Origin of the sequence: Sphingobacterium sp. UDSM-2020 (assembly GCF_016132525.1) — a bacterium.
Lineage (GTDB): Bacteria > Bacteroidota > Bacteroidia > Sphingobacteriales > Sphingobacteriaceae > Sphingobacterium > Sphingobacterium anhuiense.
Window position 1 is genome coordinate 3,254,592 of the sequence record NZ_CP066166.1, and the last position, 16,950, is coordinate 3,271,541.

11 protein-coding genes, 1 tRNA gene and 1 pseudogene are annotated in these 16,950 nt (G+C 36.7%); 7 read left to right on the forward strand and 6 right to left on the reverse strand.

Annotated features, from left to right (window positions below; translation table 11 throughout):
• The first annotated feature begins 40 nt into the window (after positions 1 to 40).
• The 3 genes from JAZ75_RS13715 to JAZ75_RS13725 all read left to right on the forward strand — a co-directional run bounded on the left by JAZ75_RS13715 (position 41) and on the right by JAZ75_RS13725 (position 2,599).
• Positions 41 to 496 (forward strand): hypothetical protein, encoded by a 456-nt coding sequence (locus JAZ75_RS13715; protein WP_208696111.1) that lies wholly within the window; start codon positions 41 to 43, stop codon positions 494 to 496.
• A gap of 157 nt (positions 497 to 653) precedes the next feature.
• Positions 654 to 2,132: an ATP-binding protein gene (locus tag JAZ75_RS13720; protein ID WP_208696113.1), complete on the forward strand. Its 1,479-nt coding sequence runs from the start codon at positions 654 to 656 to the stop codon at positions 2,130 to 2,132.
• Positions 2,133 to 2,233: 101 nt separating this feature from the next.
• On the forward strand, positions 2,234 to 2,599 hold the full coding sequence (locus JAZ75_RS13725) for a response regulator (protein ID WP_208696114.1): 366 nt from the start codon (positions 2,234 to 2,236) through the stop codon (positions 2,597 to 2,599).
• 118 nt (positions 2,600 to 2,717) lie between these two features.
• Here JAZ75_RS13725 and JAZ75_RS13730 read toward each other — a convergent pair whose 3' ends face one another.
• Complete coding sequence (locus JAZ75_RS13730; protein ID WP_208696116.1) at positions 2,718 to 5,198, reverse strand: phosphocholine-specific phospholipase C; 2,481 nt, start codon at positions 5,196 to 5,198, stop codon at positions 2,718 to 2,720.
• Positions 5,199 to 5,467: 269 nt separating this feature from the next.
• On the opposite strand from JAZ75_RS13730, the gene JAZ75_RS13735 reads away from it, so the two are divergent.
• Positions 5,468 to 6,262: an HAEPLYID family protein gene (locus JAZ75_RS13735; RefSeq protein WP_208696118.1), complete on the forward strand. Its 795-nt coding sequence runs from the start codon at positions 5,468 to 5,470 to the stop codon at positions 6,260 to 6,262.
• Positions 6,263 to 6,338: 76 nt separating this feature from the next.
• On the opposite strand, the gene JAZ75_RS13740 is transcribed toward JAZ75_RS13735, so the two are convergent.
• Both JAZ75_RS13740 and JAZ75_RS13745 read right to left on the reverse strand, forming a co-directional pair.
• On the reverse strand, positions 6,339 to 7,520 hold the full coding sequence (locus JAZ75_RS13740) for a glycosyltransferase (RefSeq protein ID WP_208696120.1): 1,182 nt from the start codon (positions 7,518 to 7,520) through the stop codon (positions 6,339 to 6,341).
• Between the two features lie 506 nt (positions 7,521 to 8,026).
• Positions 8,027 to 8,099: transfer RNA gene (locus JAZ75_RS13745), tRNA-Ala, on the reverse strand.
• A gap of 487 nt (positions 8,100 to 8,586) precedes the next feature.
• On the opposite strand from JAZ75_RS13745, the gene JAZ75_RS13750 reads away from it, so the two are divergent.
• Both JAZ75_RS13750 and JAZ75_RS13755 read left to right on the forward strand, forming a co-directional pair.
• Positions 8,587 to 11,697 carry a SusC/RagA family TonB-linked outer membrane protein gene (locus tag JAZ75_RS13750; protein WP_208696122.1) on the forward strand — a complete coding sequence of 1,037 codons (3,111 nt, stop codon included), beginning with the start codon at positions 8,587 to 8,589 and terminating at the stop codon, positions 11,695 to 11,697.
• Positions 11,698 to 11,734: 37 nt separating this feature from the next.
• A complete protein-coding gene (locus tag JAZ75_RS13755; protein ID WP_208696123.1) occupies positions 11,735 to 13,219 on the forward strand; it encodes a RagB/SusD family nutrient uptake outer membrane protein in 1,485 nt (494 codons plus the stop codon).
• A gap of 126 nt (positions 13,220 to 13,345) precedes the next feature.
• On the opposite strand, the gene JAZ75_RS13760 is transcribed toward JAZ75_RS13755, so the two are convergent.
• Both JAZ75_RS13760 and JAZ75_RS13765 read right to left on the reverse strand, forming a co-directional pair.
• Positions 13,346 to 14,176, reverse strand: a complete 831-nt coding sequence (locus JAZ75_RS13760; RefSeq protein ID WP_208696125.1) for a hypothetical protein — start codon at positions 14,174 to 14,176, stop codon at positions 13,346 to 13,348.
• Between the two features lie 247 nt (positions 14,177 to 14,423).
• The gene (locus tag JAZ75_RS13765; protein ID WP_208696127.1) at positions 14,424 to 15,188 is read right to left on the reverse strand and encodes an AraC family transcriptional regulator; all 765 of its coding nucleotides are present in this window, start codon (positions 15,186 to 15,188) and stop codon (positions 14,424 to 14,426) included.
• Between the two features lie 87 nt (positions 15,189 to 15,275).
• Here JAZ75_RS13765 and JAZ75_RS13770 point away from each other — a divergent pair, with 87 nt between their 5' ends.
• Complete coding sequence (locus JAZ75_RS13770; protein ID WP_208696129.1) at positions 15,276 to 16,412, forward strand: multidrug effflux MFS transporter; 1,137 nt, start codon at positions 15,276 to 15,278, stop codon at positions 16,410 to 16,412.
• Positions 16,413 to 16,745: 333 nt separating this feature from the next.
• Here JAZ75_RS13770 and JAZ75_RS26015 read toward each other — a convergent pair.
• Positions 16,746 to 16,950 (reverse strand): annotated as a pseudogene (locus tag JAZ75_RS26015) (IS256 family transposase); the annotation flags it as partial.

The following is a 16,950-nucleotide window of genomic DNA, read 5'->3' on the forward strand; positions in this document are numbered from 1 at the left end:
CTCTTGGATATGGAGCAGTTTGACCTTTACTGTTACCGTGATGATGGGCTGTTTTGCAGGTAAAATCATTAAAGAAAATGCACGTATTAATCCCAATAGAGTTTTTCGTGATTTGATCGCTATCGGATTTATATGTTTATTGGCAGGAGTATTATTGCATTTTCAAATGCCTATTATTAAACGTATCTGGACCGGTAGTATGACCTTGTTTTCAGGTGGAATCTGCTTTATTCTGATGGCTATATTTTATTATGTGATTGATGTTAAAAAGGTGGTTAAGCCCTTTAGATGGTTAAAAATATATGGCATGAATTCTATTGTTGCTTATTTTATTGGTGAATTTGTTAACTTCAGATCAGTAATTCATTCTTTGACATTTGGTTTAGAGAATCAGTGGCCGGAACTTGCTCCAATCATATTAACTGCCGGAAATTTTTATATCGTATTTCTGATTTTATACCTGCTGTATAAAAATAAGTATTTCGTGAAGATTTAAAATGTGATTTATATCTTTTTCGCTAACCTAGTAGATGGCAACTATTTGGATTGATTTTTGATTTTACTATCGTGGAGGCTTATATAAACTTACGGCACACAAACAGTTTATTTAATACCCAAAATAAAAAACAGTCAAATAGTAGAAGAACTAAATTATGATTTTAATTGTTGATGATAAACCAGAGAATATCTATTCCTTGCAACAACTGTTAGAGTCTAGAGGTTTTAGTGTAGATACCGCTTTTTCAGGAGACGAAGCATTGAGAAAGACGTTTAAGAATCGATATGCGCTTATCATTCTAGATGTAAAGATGCCCGATATGGATGGATTTGAAGTGGCTGATCACTTGGCAAAGTATAGCAAAACCAAAGATATTCCGATTATATTTTTATCAGCAGCTAATCGTGACAAGAGATTTATAGAACAGGGATATAAATCTGGCGGTATTGACTATGTGACCAAACCAGTTGATATGGATATATTACTGCTCAAAGTAAAAAATTTTTATCGACTATATGAACAGACTTTGGTTCTTAATGCCGTGCAAGAAGATTTAAAGGCCGAAATTGAACGCCGAAAAAAAGCCCAGTATTCGTTAGTCGCCAAAGCCAATCATTTACGTTTGATATTAGAAGCTCTTCCACAGATCGCATTTACTGTAACACCGGATGGGAGGATTGATTTTGTTAATCGTAACTGGTTTACTTTTTCTAGGACGCAAAATGATTTTCCAGAATGTCATCCAAACGATCCAGCTATTCTGGTAACTTTAAGATCACACATTCAAAAAGGAACTGCTCTGGAAATGGAGGTTCGAATAAAACCTCTAGATGCACAACTTTACCGTTATCATCTTTTAAGAATTGTACCTATTGAAGAGGATCAATTCATTACCCATTGGGTTGGTACTTTTACAGATATTGATGATCAAAAACAGCTTTCGCAAAAGAAAGATGAATTTTTAAGTATTGCGTCGCATGAGTTAAAAACACCACTTACAAGCATGCGTGGTTATGTGCAACTTCTGAATCGTTCTTTAAAAGACGAGCCACATTCAAAAGCATATAAATATATGAACCGGGTTGAAGGACAATTAAATAAACTAAGTACTTTGGTTGCAGACCTGCTCGATATTTCAAAAATTGATAATGGTAAATTATACGTCGATCACCAATTTTTTGATTTAGATGCTGTGATTGATACAGTGGTCGATACGATGTATCAGACTCAGGAAAAGAGAATATTAAATATTGAACGCACAGGTGAAAAATTGGAAATCCCGATTTTTGGAGACGAGATGCGTATAGAACAAGTTTTGATCAATTTTATGAGCAATGCAATTAAGTATGGGCCAGATTCTGACCATATTATAATTCATACGGAAAAGGATGGTAAGGAAGTGAAAGTCAGTGTGCAAGATTTTGGTATTGGTGTTCCGTCTCAAAATCAAGCGCCAATATTTGATAAATTTTATAGGGTAGAGGAGACTTCGGTTCGCTTTCAGGGATTGGGATTGGGTTTGTATATCTGTGCAGAAATTATCCGTCAACATGAGGGACAATATGGTATGACGAGTAAAGCAGGTGAAGGTACCACATTTTATTTTACACTTCCTTTAAGAGCAGTACACTAAAATTACCATAGTTTCCAAAAATGTGAAAAACCTCAGTATCACCCTTGATGAAAATGAACATACTACAAAAAAATTAGCACGAACAGTTTAAAGATAGAGCCATGGATAATAGAAAGAAGATTTTAATATTTGAAGATGATGTTTCCATTTTAGAAATTGTGACCATTATTTTAGAAGATGCGGGATATCATATTGCCATATCTGAGACCTCTCACGATATTATTGAGAAGGTTGCTGAACTGACACCCGATTTGATTTTGATGGACAATTGGATTCCGGATATTGGAGGGAAAGAAGCAACAAGACTATTGAAACAACATCCTTTATTTCAACATATACCCGTTATTTACGTTACAGCAAATAGTGATATCGCGTCTCTTGCAGCAGATGCAGGTGCAGATGATTATCTTGCTAAGCCATTTGATTTAGAAGATCTTGAAAATATTGTTGCTAAATATCTGGAGTAGAATTTGAATCACTCAGAAACCTTTGATAAAATCACTTTTTGAGAAAGGCCAAAGATAAATAATCCAATAATAGTCGTTCAGATTACAGGACCGACTATTATTGGATTATAGTAATGAACTAACTTAATTGCGGATCTGTTTTTGAATGTTTTCCAGTTTCCACACGGCCTGCAAAATGGCGTTCGAAAGCTGTATTGACTACATGTAAACTGAGATCATACCAGCCAGATTGTTGGTGTGTGTCAATTTTCCAAGTGATTGATCTTCCTGCAGGTAATGATACTTTTTTATGCCAGTTGCTATATGCATTATCTTTTGCTTCAATAAGTAAGGCTTCTTTTCCTTCATTTATTAAAGTGATCAATAGGTTGCCTGTTACCTGCTTTCCTTTATCCAATTCATAAGAAGACTGTACCTGTAGCGTTTCATCTTTACCTTTAAATCCGCGCATAAATCCATTTGGCCCATAGGCTGTTAAAGTATAGGTATGGTCTTTAAAGTCCGATAAATTCCAGCTGAAATCTAGAGATTCTCCAGCAAGAACAGCAAAAGGCCAAAACTTCACGCCACCTTTATAAGTTGAGCCTGCGTATACATTGTATGGACTGCTTAGCGCCATTTTTCCAAAAATGGAATTCCCTGCTTCTAGTTTTAAATTAATTTTGTTCTCTTTTTTATCAATTTTTTCATGCACATATAGTTCGTAAGCGAGTGCATTAGATGGTCGTTGTCCTTTTTCTTGCTTCGCTAATAACGAATTGCTTTTTTTATGAAGTTTCAATTGCGCAATATCTACTTCAGACCATTGATGATAGTTATTAGGCAGTGGTAATTTTTTAGCTTCATCAATAGCACGAATTTGTGTATTACGATCCAAGAAAGGAAGTTTTTTAGCATTGCCTGAAACAGCAGTGCGAAAGACAGATGTCAGATCTCCAGTAATTGCTCTTCTCCATGAACTAATATTATCTTCATGGATATTTTTACCATATTTTTTATTTACGAATTGCTCAATAAATTGAATGGTAGACGTAATATCAAAAACTTCGGAATTGACCCACCCACCTTTAGACCAAGGGGAAGCTATAACTAAAGGAACACGGTACCCTAGTCCGACAGGTCCTTCGGTGGCATTTTCCTTATCAACACCTGCGTCCAATTCCTGTTGCAGACTGACATACTCGCCAGAAATATCCAATCCAGGCGATACTTTTCCAGAAGTAGGATCGGCAGGATTCGGTGCTACAAAAGGAGGAACGTGGTCAAAATAACCATCATTTTCATCATAATTTAAGATGAAAATTGTTTTACGCCAGACATCAGGATTTTCAGTTAATATGTTTAAAATTTCTGAAGTAAACCATGCACCATACATGGGGGCACTAGGATGATCTGAAAAATATTCTGGGGCGACCAACCAAGAGACAGTCGGTAGGTTTCCCGATTTTACATCTTGTCTAAATTGATGTAATACGTCACCTTTAGGAACCCGAATGTCTGTACCTTGTTCATTTACGGTAATGGCTTCGCGATAATTCGGGTCGTTTTCATTTGTTTGGAAGGCACGACGGAAAAGGGCTTGTTCTGATGGTGATAGCTTGTTGAAGGCTTCCGGTGTTAAAGACTCAAGCTTTTTCTCAAAACTTAGCAGCTGTTCTTTCTTTTGCTTCAGTTTATTCTGTTCTTTTTGTACACTTGTTGCTTGACCGTCCTGAAGCAGCTTCTCTATATCAGCGATTTCAGCAGGAAGCTCTGCTACGCGTTTCTTTAGAAATGCTAAATGACTTTCCTTAAATTCTATATGATATTGTGAAAACCACTCCAGATTATTATCCGTGTAATTGCCCAATAACCCATCGTCTTGTAGGCCAGATTGTATGCTTACTTCATTTTGGTACACCTTCCAAGATACAGCCGCCGCTTCAAGTTTCTCTGGAAATGTTTTCCAGCTCGCCCAGCGGTTAAAATAAATATCCGAATTGCGTACTAATGGTTTTTCTCCTTTACCCGGTACACAGGTACCTGTCCAAAAAAAGTGTCGGTTTGTTGTCGTACCGGTTATTGAAGAACAGAAGTTTTGATCGCAGATCGTGAAAGCATCAGCAAATGCATAGTAAAATGGATTATCTTCCCGTGTATAATAACCCATTGTTAAAGGTATATCTCTAAAATCTTTATAGTCAGAGCGTTTTGCGTCGATCCAATTATCGTGTTTTCCCTGGTTGCGTGCAGCAGATTGATTCTCCCAGGAGTGTGGTAGATAGCTCGTCCAGGCCGCCTTAGATCTTTTAATATCCAACCGGAAAGGAGAGAACGTTTTTCCATCTTTTCCAGATTGTAACCATACTGGATTTCCATTCGGTAATTGTATCGCTCTAGGGTCTCCATAACCACGTACACCAGACAGCGTACCAAAACTATGGTCAAATGAACGATTTTCCTGCATAAGCATGACAATGTGCTCCGCATCTAAAAAACTAGATCCGGCAAGAGGCTCGATTGCCATCGCTTTCTGTATGGCGTCGGGCAATCCCCATTCTAAACCCATCGCTCCAGCTAAAAGGGAGGCTTTCTTTAAAAAATCTCTTCTATTGTCCATTTCGTGTTTTATTGTCTTAATTAGGTTTAAAAGTAAAAAGAATTTGTAAGTATGTTATGTAACGATTAGGTTTCAAAAAAAACTGTGGAAGATTTTTTTCTCCCACAGTTTCATCATTTGCTAACGTTTATTTCAAGATCACTTCGACATTATAATTTATGAAGAGCAATCTTGATATAAGTGAAAAATTTCAGATAAGGACAACATAAAATTAGAATTCCTAATTTTTTCCTAAATGTGCCTATAAGTTTGTTTCAAACATTAATATCATGAAATTTATATATACACTTTTATTTTTCCTATTCGTTTCCAATTTTTTATTTGCACAAGAAACCACAATACCTAAGTCAGCTAAAGTAAAACATGCAGAACCACTCTATCTAGACCTCATGCGGGATCTTGGCGCTAGAAAAGGCGAAGCAGAATTTAATGTAGGATATGGTACTGGACGTTTCAAAAATAAAGTTGAGCATAATGCTTTTATCGAATACGAGTGGGCTGTTGCCAATCGTCTGGGACTGGAAGTTGAAGTGCCTGTACTATTTGCAAAAGATAATGTAGGGCAAAGAACCAATCATATAGAAGGTTTAAAATTAGGAACACAATATACGTTCCTGGTAGATGAGAAACACCAGACTTCTTTGGCTATCGGGTATGTGCATGAAATGGAATTTGGCCGATCAAATCCAACTGTAAGAAATACACCTCTTTTTGATGGTTTTGTATCGTCCCCCTTCTTTATAGCTGCTAAGAATTTTAATCAGATCAGTACATTGATTTATACAGGACCTGAATTCGAATATCACTTTAAAAAGAAAGGAATGGAAACCAATTTTGTATTGAACGCAAACGTGCATTACATGGTTCCCAATTCAAGTCATTACATCGGTATTGAAAATGATATGCGTATCGAGCATGGTCATTTAGAATATATCATGAGACCTCAGATGAAGTTAGCGTTATCTCCTAATTTTGCAGTAGGTCTAGTGTGTGGTGTTCCGATAAAATCAAAAGAGTTTCAAATGGATTTTATGACCAGATTAATTTGGGAACCAAAGTTCTAAGGCCTGCCAGCTTTGTTTTATAGTTTCTTGACATATTAAAAAAGCCTCAGCGTTTAAATACTGAGGCTTCGGTTTCTTATGCTTCCCTTCTCATATCAAAAGATATGTAATTTTCAAAATACTCAAGTGACCTTATGGGGGTTGTTCGGTTACTCAATAGTTCAATATAATTATTTGCCATCAATCTCCATGTTGATAGTTCTCCAAAACTTTGCGCTTTGAACCGATACCAAGCCAATAATCTTGGGGAATGATATAAAAGACTGATGTTTTCGCGCATCGCTTCTATATCATCGAAAGGTGTGAGTATGCCGCGGTCATCGATCAATAAATCCTTAGCGTGCCAATAGGGAGTAGCAATAACAGCTGTTCCAGCTCCAACTGCGAACGATAGTGTTCCACTACTTGATTGTTCCTTATGTTGATAGGGAGATATGTAAATATCGCATGCTGTAAGATATTCTTTGAGTTGCTCATCCGATAAAAACTCATCTACAAATACGACTTTATCCTGTAATTCTAATTGTTCCACCAGATTTTGTAATTCATAACGATAGGATTCACCTTCACTTGCCAATACATGAGGATGTGTCTTTCCGACAATAAAGTATTTGAAATTTGGTAAATCGAGACCTACCAAAGATTTAATAGCGTATTCCAAATTTTTACTCCGTCTGATTAAGCCGAAAGTCAGCATCATAAAATGTTGCTGTAAGCCTAATTTTTGCTTTGCTAATCCTTGGTTATAATCAAACTGAGGAACTCCATGTGGAATCATTTTAATCTTCTGATGATCAAGATCTGGGAAAATCTCTTTCAAAATTGAGCATCCTTTGGGCGAAAGAGAAATGACCTGCTTTGATTTTTTCAGGAGTGATTCCATGATTTCTTTTTTCCTTAAGGTTGGATCCTGTATTATTGTGTGAAAAACCGTTATTAATGGTATGTTTAAGTTATTGATCAGGTTATTGATAAAAATGCCATCAGCACCACCAAAAATCCCAAATTCATGTTGTAATATACAATAATCATATTCCTCATTAATGATACATGATGCTTGCATATAACTGTCTAATCCATCCTTGTCGATGACAAATCGTATTGAGTTATCAAATTGTTCTTTACCTAATTTACATACAGCAATTAGATCGACTGTTACATCTGGATCGAGCTCCATTCCCTGTTTCAGATCTTTAGTGAAGGTTGCAAGTCCACATTTCTGCGGAGGGCAGGTGCTAATAATGACAATTTTCTTCATCTTATCGTTACTTACTTATGTTATTATCTGCCTGCTCAACAGGTATATCCAAAATTGCCATCAATAATAAATAATATCCTCTGTCTAAACCTATTTCTTTTGCTTTTTGATCGATATGCTCCATAATATATAGTATGATTAAATGCTACGTCCTTTTTATGCAAACTGTAAATCAAAAGCTGTACCCAAAACCTATTTTTATGTACATAACCGTAGTTTTTAGGTCAGTTAAAGTAGATTATTACTTATCTACAGTACTAAGCGTAGAGCGTGCGTATTTGTACGGACACATAGAGATATTCTTATTTTTAGCATTGGCTGATAGGAATTGGTTTGCATTTATTCTGAGGCAAAATGCGAGATTACCATGCAAGAAATAGATAATTAAATATAATTAGTTTACAGGTGGTCGATAATTTAGCAAGAATGAATGTGGTCATTCATTAAATTTATTTATAAAAATTAAAAAGGCTTATACATAAAAATATGTATAAGCCTTTTTAATGTGGAGCATATCGGAATCGAACCGATCACCTCTTCACTGCCAGCGAAGCGCTCTACCAAATGAGCTAATACCCCAGTATGTCGTAAGACAGGACCAAGATAGTACTTTAATATGAAATTCAAAACATCGGCGTTCTAATTTTTTCATTAAGCTCTGTATTTTTTATTAGAATAGCTAGAGTAATAGACTATTTTGGTTTATACAGATTTAAAACTTTTTATTTTACATAAGTTAATTTATTGTATTTGAGCGTAATAATCTGTTTTCTTTATTTTTTAACCATAAATTTTTGATAAGTGAGATTTCATAAAGCCTCGACTTCGGACCATTATGTTCTTGATAGATGCAGTTGAAAAAATAATTCCTTGTAAATGAGTGGTTTGTTGATTCTGCTTTAGTTATGACTAAAAGTCTACTAAATCTATATGTAAAAATATTACTTTTGCCACACAATAAAGACTACTAATTTAGTAGATTATTGTTTTTCAATAAATATAAGCGAAAAGCAGTCCGTATTAAATGCTTTATAAGTGCAGTATTAAAAATTCTAAACAGTATTACATGCAGTTAACAAACAAAATTTTTCCATTAGTAGCTACGGTATTAACCGTCTCAAGTATGAGTCAACTTCAGGCTCAGCAGCGCAATGTACAAGGTAAAGTTACAGATGCCACAACAGGAAAAGCGCTTTCAGGAGTTAATGTTGTTTTCTCCGGGCAGACTAGAGGCACAACAACGAATGTAAATGGAGAATTTACACTCCCCGTACAGCAGGTTTCAGATGTCATTATCGAATTTTCTTATATCGGTTATGAGACTCAAAAGGTAAAAGCTGACGGCTCTAATCTGATTGTCGCTTTGCAGGTTACCAGTCAAAACCTTGATGAGGTTGTTGTAGTGGCTTATGGTACCTCTAAGCGTGCGAATATTACCGGTTCAGTCAGCACGGTTAATGCAAAAGCAATTGAGAATAGACAGGTCTCCAGTATTTCGAAAGCGTTGGAAGGTCAAGTACCCGGCTTACAGTCGGTCGCTTCTTCTGGTCAGCCCGGTACCGATGCAGCGATCAGAATCCGCGGTATCGGTTCTATAAACGCCTCCAGTTCACCGTTATTTGTCGTGGACGGAAATCCATTTTCAGGAGATATCAACTCGATCAATCCCAATGATATTCAATCCGTTTCTGTTCTGAAAGATGCAGCTTCAAGCGCCTTGTATGGATCCAGAGGTGCTAATGGTGTGATTATCATCACGACAAAAAGTGGTAAATCTTCTGAAAATACGACGATCAATCTTAATTTTACACAAGGTTATTCTGGAAGAGCTGTTCGTGACTACGATCAAGTATCTACTGATGATTATTTCCAAATGTACTGGGAGGCACTTCGTAATAAAAATCTATCAAATGGCTTGACAGCTTCGCAGGCAGCAACAAATGCTACGAACAGTGTTATAAGTGATCTGAATAAAAATCCATATGGATCGGCATTTCCGCAACCGGTAGGCTTGGATGGAAAATTAGTTCCAGGAGCAAAAGCATTATGGAATGATCCATGGACCAATGTTTTACAACGTACAGGTGTGCGTACACAAGGAGATTTAAGTTTCAGTGGGGGTGGTCCTAAAAACACCTATTTTATGTCCGGGAGTTATTTGGATGATCAGGGTATTGCGATTGAATCAGGTTTCAAACGGTATAATGTACGTGCCAATATCGATGGTAAGATGAAATCCTGGTTAAATGCAGGTCTTAATATTGCGGGTAGCAGTACGCAACAGAAATATCCGCAATCGGAAGATAGCAATACGGCAAATATTATCAATTTTACCCGATTGGTTCCTTCTTTCTATCCCTATTTTGAGCGAGCTGCAGATGGTTCATATGTGCTGGATGAAAATGGTAATAAGATATATGATTTTGGACTTTACCGTCCAAGTGGCGCTACACCTAAAAGCAATATGGCGGCCTCATTACCTTTAGATAAAAATGATATCCGTAGGGAAAATGTTTCTGCTAGGGCCTATCTTGAAGCTGTTTTTTCAAAAGACCTGAAATTCCGATCTACCTATAGTCTAGATTATATCAATAGCAATTCCCATAATTATACCAATCCTACTTTAGGGAGCGGTGTAGATTCAAAGGGTTATGTCTCGAAGTCCAATGTTAGAACTGTAGGACAGACCTGGAATAATATTTTAACTTTTGATAAGCAGTTTGATCTTCATCATCTGAATGTATTGGCCGGCCAGGAATATCATGACTTTAACAGTTCAAATATCAGTGGTAGCCGTCAAGGGTTTGTGCTTCCTGGATTTTATGAACCGGTCGCAGCATCACAATTGAATAATTTTACCGGTTCCAGTGTCGATTATCACTTATTGAGTTTTTTAGGCCGTGCCGAATATAATTATGACAATCGTTATTATTTCTCAACTTCGTTACGTACCGATGGATCATCCCGATTTGCTAAGGAAACCCGTTGGGGAACATTCTGGTCCGTGGGCGGTTCATGGAAAATTGCTCAAGAAAACTTCTTGAAAGATGTTTCAGCTCTTAATCAGTTAACCTTGAGAGCAAGTTACGGAGGCCAGGGTAATGATAACTTGGGTACTTACTACGCTTACCAAGGCTTATATACCATTTCCAATAGTTTAGGTGAAGGCGGAACCGTTACAAACCGATTGCCAACACCAGATCTGAAATGGGAGACAAACTTGAACTTTAATGTAGGTTTGGATGTTGCTGCTTTTAAAAATAGAGTTTCATTAAGTGTTGAATATTTTAATCGCCAAAGTAAAGATCTGTTATTCACGATGCCAATGCCTTATTCGAGCGGTTATTCAGGCTATGATGCCAATATTGGATCACTTCGAAATAGAGGATTTGATATCGATATACACACGATCCCAGTACTAACTGAGAACTTCAGATGGAACTTAGATGTGAATCTATCTCATTACACCAATAAAATCACCTCGCTGCCAAATAATAACAAAGATATCATTACGGGCACACGTGCATTACGTGTTGGTGGTACGATCTATGATTTCTTTATGCCGGAATGGGCGGGTGTAAATCCTGAGAATGGATTGCCACAATGGTATCTTGCTGATAAAGATGGCAATAAGACAGATCAGAAAACATCTGAGTATACTAAAGCTGGATTTTTTGATGCCGGAAGCCCCTTGCCCGATTTAATCGGTGGTATCAACAACAGTTTTAGTTATAAGAATTTCGATTTATCTGCTTTGGTTAGCTTTAGTTTAGGGGGGCAAGTATTTGATAATGATTATACACAATTGATGCATACCGGAAATAATGCAGGCAGGGCTTGGAGCGCTGAAATGTTGAATCATTGGACACCTGAAAATACAGTTACTGATGTACCTAAATTAACGACGGATAATTTAAGCTGGACTTTAACATCCACACGCTTTTTATATGATGCTACGTATGCCCGATTAAAGAATGTGAGCTTAGGCTATAGTTTCCCTGGGGATTTAATCAAACGAATCGGACTGGGTAAAGTGCGTGTATTTGCAACGGCAGAAAACCTGTTGACTTTTTATGGACACCAAGGTATGGATCCGGAACAGACACTTAATGGCTCGACCTATTTCCGTTACCCGGCCATGCGTACCATTTCAGGAGGTTTACAGCTTGTTTTTTAATACTTGGGCAATTATAAAAGAATTAAACAATATGAATATGAAATTAAAATATACCTATATACTTTTGGCAGTTTCCTTGTTCAGTACATCTTGTAAAGATGTCCTTGATACAAATCCGACAACTGCCGTCGCAGAGTCCGAGATTTATAAAACGACCGCGAATGTTGAAACGGTTATCAATGGAACTTGGAAATACCTCAATGACACATTTTTTACTTATGCCAATCCGGGATATACAGCTATCTTGCGTACCAGTGATGCGATGGGGAGTGACGTCGCTTTAACAACAAAATATGGATACCGCGATGCGTATACATTTTCAGAACTCAACAATAACCGTTCTTACCGGGTAAACTCTTTCTGGACTATGCTATATAAGGTGATCGATAATGCAAATAATGTCGTTGCAAAAGTCGATGGGGCTGAAGGAAAGACTGAAGACAAAGATAGATTGAAGGGACAAGCAAAAGTATTGCGTGCTTTTGCTTATCTAAATATAGCGTCTTTTTACCAGTTTAGCTACCAGAAAGATAAGAATGCTTTGACTGCACCGATTTATACTGAACCGAGTACAATAGACACTAAAGGGAATCCTAGGGCAACATTAGAAAAGATTTATGATCAGATTTTAAGTGATCTAAAAGATAGCGAACAACTTTTAGTAGGTTATAAGCGACCAGAGAATTACAAAATCAATCAGGATGTAGTGCAGGGGTTATTGGCTCGTACATACTTGCAGATAGGTGAATGGAAATTAGCAGCTCAGTCAGCGCAAAAAGCAAGAAGCAACTACAGTCTAATGGATTCAGCAACTTATCAGGAGGGGTTTAATGATCTTAAAAACCCAGAATGGATATGGGGTCATAAACAAACAACTGAGCAAGATGTAGCAAGTTATACTTTTCATTACCTAGACGTATCATCCCCCGAATCTGGTTATTATAGCTTTATGGCAGATCCTTATTTTAAAGATTTATTTGACGAAAGCGATATTCGCTACAGTTTATTTGAGTGGGATCCATTGGCTGGACGTGAAGGGTTTTTAAGATATAAAAAATTCAAATTTAAGCCCAATGTGATCGGAGATATCGTATATATGCGTTCTTCCGAGATGGTATTGATTGAAGCCGAAGGTTATGCGCGCGCAGGGCTGCAGGACAAAGCCATTGCTGCATTAAACACATTGCGTACAGCCCGTCAAGCAAAACTTTATGATGTGAGCCAAGGGAAAAACTTAATTGAAGAGATCTTGATAGAACGACGTAAAGAACTTTGGGGAGAAGGCTTCGCTTTATCGGATATTATTAGAACGCAAGGAAAAGTTCAACGTAAATTGTTCATCGATGAAACCGGTAAACCAATCCAAGTGCCAATTAAAACCGCAAATGGAGGGACTAAACTTGTGAACGGACAAGGACATCGCGTGGTGAAATTTCCGGATGGATCTAATTTCGTCGCTAATAGTCCATATTATCTATTCACTATTCCAAACGAAGAAATTGTTAGAAATCCTAATTTATAATATGAATTGCTTTTTAATAAAAACAGGCCTCTTACAGTAGTAAGGGCCTGTTTTTTTATTACTTATTTCACGCTCATTTTTAATCTTTCTGATTACATACTATTATACGCTTTCAGTCAACTATAATTATTTTAGAGGTACTCGTTTGGCTAATGTTTTTAATGCTCCTTTATAAGAATCGACTCCGCCAAGAAAAGGTTTTCTTGTGTCCGAAAACAGTTGCCTTCCAGTCGCATCATAAATAGTCATTAAAACTTTTGTGTCATAATTTGTACTGGTGTAGCTGTTATTTGATTGGACAACAGTACCCTTCGTTTTATTATCTTTTTTCTTATCATCGTAAGACGCTACTCCAGAGCCATAGCTGAATGTTCCTTTATTTTCAATATCATAAACCCCTAATATAACATAATCTACGCCTAATAGTTTAGCTAATTCCTCCGGTGTATGATTGGCAATATCAGCCAGGTTAATATTATTTTTAGCTAAAGTAGCATTTGTCGTCCTTGCATCTTGGACCTGAATAGAAAGCGATCGTGATCTCAAAGCGTCGACACAGGCCTGCTGCACTTCTCGTCTCATCACATCGGTGGTAAGACCTTGGTCATTACTGGCAATTTCAAATGGAATAACAGCAAGTCTGTTCCCGCCCTGTATAGCGCTAGATTGTAATGCTGTTGTATTGACTGTACTGCTGGCGTTACCAGCTGACCTAAAGGATTCTTCTCTTCCATTGGCAAATACAATTTTATCAATTAAAGATTTTTTAAGTTCATATTGTAGCTCCTCACCGGTATAAGAAAACTTGATGATTTCATCCCCAATCGTGATGACTTTTCCTTTTTTCTGTCCACCGTCCATTAGATAGATGACATCTTCTTTTTGCTGCGCAAAAGCTGTGGGCGTGCATATCAGTAAAGTGAAGAGATAAATTGTAAATTTTAAAATACGTTTCATAGTTAAGTTAGATTAATTTTGCCTGCTTATAATTTGCTATCGTAAATACTGTCTTATAAGCGAGCTTAAAAGATTAACAAATAGCCATTAGAAATGGTTTTTAATCTATCAAATTATCTGATTCAAAACAGAAATGCAATGGCTGGAAAAGCAGCTTCAAAGATTTAAAAGAAAATTGAAAGAGGTCATTACATTTTGACATCAATGGGTTGATCTACTAAGTCTTTTCGCTCTTTTAGATTTAAAATTATAAATATTGATTTGGCGTTTTTCGCAGATATTTTTTAAAGAATTCTATAAATGCACTCGGGCTAGAAAAATCTAATTCATGAGCCGTCTCGTTCACATTTCTACCATTGGTTAGTAATTCTATAGATCGGTGCAGCCTCCATTGTTGCCTCCAGTCCTGATAAGACATGCCTGTTTCTTTCATAAAAATGCGTCCAATTGTTTTTTCAGTTATCCCGATTTCTAACGCAAATTTCTTCATTAGCGGAGGTTTTGACTTCCCTATATTCCATTGGTCTATAAAGGGGTGAAATCTTGGATCCGATGGCTCTACTAAAGTTAAGTTTTCACGAGATGCGTTCTGAAATTCTTCAAAAAAAACAGCTGTTATATTTTTCTGATTGTTCCAGAGCATATCCCAAGGCCAATACGATATGCGTTCAATAACCTCTCGTAATAAAGGGCTGATATTCATAATTATTAGTTCATCGGGTAAATTTTTAAACTTACTGGGATCAAAATATATAGAACGATAAGCGACTGTATTTCTAATCGTAACGCTATGTAATACATTTGGTGGAATCCATGCCGCCATTGTGGGCGGTAATAAACTCTGTGTACTATCGGTACGTATTGACATGCATCCGCTTGGAGCATATAATAGTTGCGCTTTTTGATGTTTGTGGCTTCCTGAATCATGAGCATTCAGTTCTGACGCAATACCAATTACAGCAGCATCTATTTTGTCGGGATCAAAGTAATCGTCTTTAGCTATGTATGTCATTGTCTTAATATTGATATTTTTTGTCTTAATACCAATAACAAGATACAATAAATCATGTGTTATTTTGCAAAATAATTAAAGTGAAAAATGAAAAACAAACCAAATTTGATGCTATTAATCATCTTGATTATGTTTCCGCAATTTGTCGAAACAATTTATAGCCCTGCATTACCCAACATTGCACAAGCATTTCAGGTGAGCAATCAGCAGGCTTCATTAACCCTATCATTTTATTTTATTGCTTTTGCACTAGGTGTCATTTTTTGGGGCATTTTATCCGATATAATAGGGAGAAGAAGCGCTATGATCTTCGGACTATTTACTTATGCAATAGGAGCTTTTATGGCACTATTAACAAAAGATTTTAATATAATATTGATTGCTAGGGTAGTAGCAGCTTTTGGAGCTTCCGTAGGTTCTATTATAACACAGACGATCCTCCGGGATGTATATCGAAAAGAAGATCTTGGTTATGTTTTTTCTATTATTGGCATTGCGCTCTCATTAAGTCCTATTATCGGTTTTATGGCAGGAGGTTTTATAACTAAAGGTTTTGGTTATCATGGGGTATTTATGGTTGTTTTGCTGGTTGCAGTATTGCTATCGATCAGCATTATACTGCTTCTGCCTGAAACAAAACCACAACTTAAGCGAGATCGTCCAAAAGTAGGAGTCGTTTTACTGGAACTTTTACATGATAGGATAATTTGGTTAAGTGCTTTACTAGTGGCCTTATTCAATATCATGTTATTTAGTTACTATTCTCTAGCCCCATTTATATTTGAGCACTCCGGCTATAGTCCTACACACTTTGGATATAGCGGTATTGTACTTGCCATTGGTTCGTTAGTAGGGGGGATGTTAAATAAAAGGCTTGTTTGTTTAAATTTTTCTGCACAACGATTGATTTATTTGTCATCTTTTATTTCTGTTATCGGTGCATTTGCTGTATTCATGCTGCAGGACAGTTTATGGTTTCTATTACCCATTGTTTTTGTCCTGATTGCGTTCAGTATTGCAATACCCAATATATTAAGTCAGGCACTAATCAAATATAGAGACGTTGCTGGAACTGCAGGAGCTATATTTGGACTGCTTTATTATACGCTTATCGGTTTAGGTCTTATAGCTTCAGGATGGATTCAAGATTTAGGTGTGGTACTCATTTTATCCTCTCTGTTGACTATCTTATTGGCGTACACCTATAGAAAGTATCTACCCTAAGGAAGTTAGATTACTCGGCAAATAGCTACTTTCACGCCATAACAGATCAATATATCATCATGAAGAGAATAGCTTTTTTTACAGATACGCATTTAGGCCAGGAAGTTTATTTAACAAATGATTATTTAGGTTCTGAAAAAATGAATTACCGGGAAGAGCCTGATGCACATTAAGAAAATTTAACAGCTGTTTTAAAAGATATTGTTGAAAGAGAAATAACTGAGGTTGTATTTGGCGGGGATATCGGATCAAAAAAGAATCAAATTCTGACTTTTTTAACACCCTTCGTTGGGAGTGTAACTTCAACTGTGTCATTGGATAATTGACTTACTCCTAAAAGCCTCTGTCGAGCTTTAGTCTATCCCCAAATTTAATATAAAGTTGAGATATAGTCAAGCCCCAATTGTGCATTGGTATCGTCCATTTTTTAGAGATGTCCCTCATTATCAAGAACATTAACTTCATTAACGCCTGCTCAGAGCTGAATGCACCCTTAGACTTCGTTATTTTACGAATCTGGCGGTGCATTCCTTCAATA

What these genes read in the sequence shown, in the direction of transcription:
- JAZ75_RS13715 (WP_208696111.1), top strand. Translation starts at nt 41, where the DNA reads ATGATGGGCTGTTTTGCAGGTAAAATCATTAAAGAAAATGCACGTATT.
- JAZ75_RS13720 (WP_208696113.1), top strand. Translation starts at nt 654, where the DNA reads ATGATTTTAATTGTTGATGATAAACCAGAGAATATCTATTCCTTGCAA.
- JAZ75_RS13725 (WP_208696114.1), top strand. Translation starts at nt 2,234, where the DNA reads ATGGATAATAGAAAGAAGATTTTAATATTTGAAGATGATGTTTCCATT.
- JAZ75_RS13730 (WP_208696116.1), bottom strand. Translation starts at nt 5,198, where the DNA reads ATGGACAATAGAAGAGATTTTTTAAAGAAAGCCTCCCTTTTAGCTGGA.
- JAZ75_RS13735 (WP_208696118.1), top strand. Translation starts at nt 5,468, where the DNA reads ATGAAATTTATATATACACTTTTATTTTTCCTATTCGTTTCCAATTTT.
- JAZ75_RS13740 (WP_208696120.1), bottom strand. Translation starts at nt 7,520, where the DNA reads ATGAAGAAAATTGTCATTATTAGCACCTGCCCTCCGCAGAAATGTGGA.
- JAZ75_RS13750 (WP_208696122.1), top strand. Translation starts at nt 8,587, where the DNA reads ATGCAGTTAACAAACAAAATTTTTCCATTAGTAGCTACGGTATTAACC.
- JAZ75_RS13755 (WP_208696123.1), top strand. Translation starts at nt 11,735, where the DNA reads ATGAAATTAAAATATACCTATATACTTTTGGCAGTTTCCTTGTTCAGT.
- JAZ75_RS13760 (WP_208696125.1), bottom strand. Translation starts at nt 14,176, where the DNA reads ATGAAACGTATTTTAAAATTTACAATTTATCTCTTCACTTTACTGATA.
- JAZ75_RS13765 (WP_208696127.1), bottom strand. Translation starts at nt 15,188, where the DNA reads ATGACATACATAGCTAAAGACGATTACTTTGATCCCGACAAAATAGAT.
- JAZ75_RS13770 (WP_208696129.1), top strand. Translation starts at nt 15,276, where the DNA reads ATGAAAAACAAACCAAATTTGATGCTATTAATCATCTTGATTATGTTT.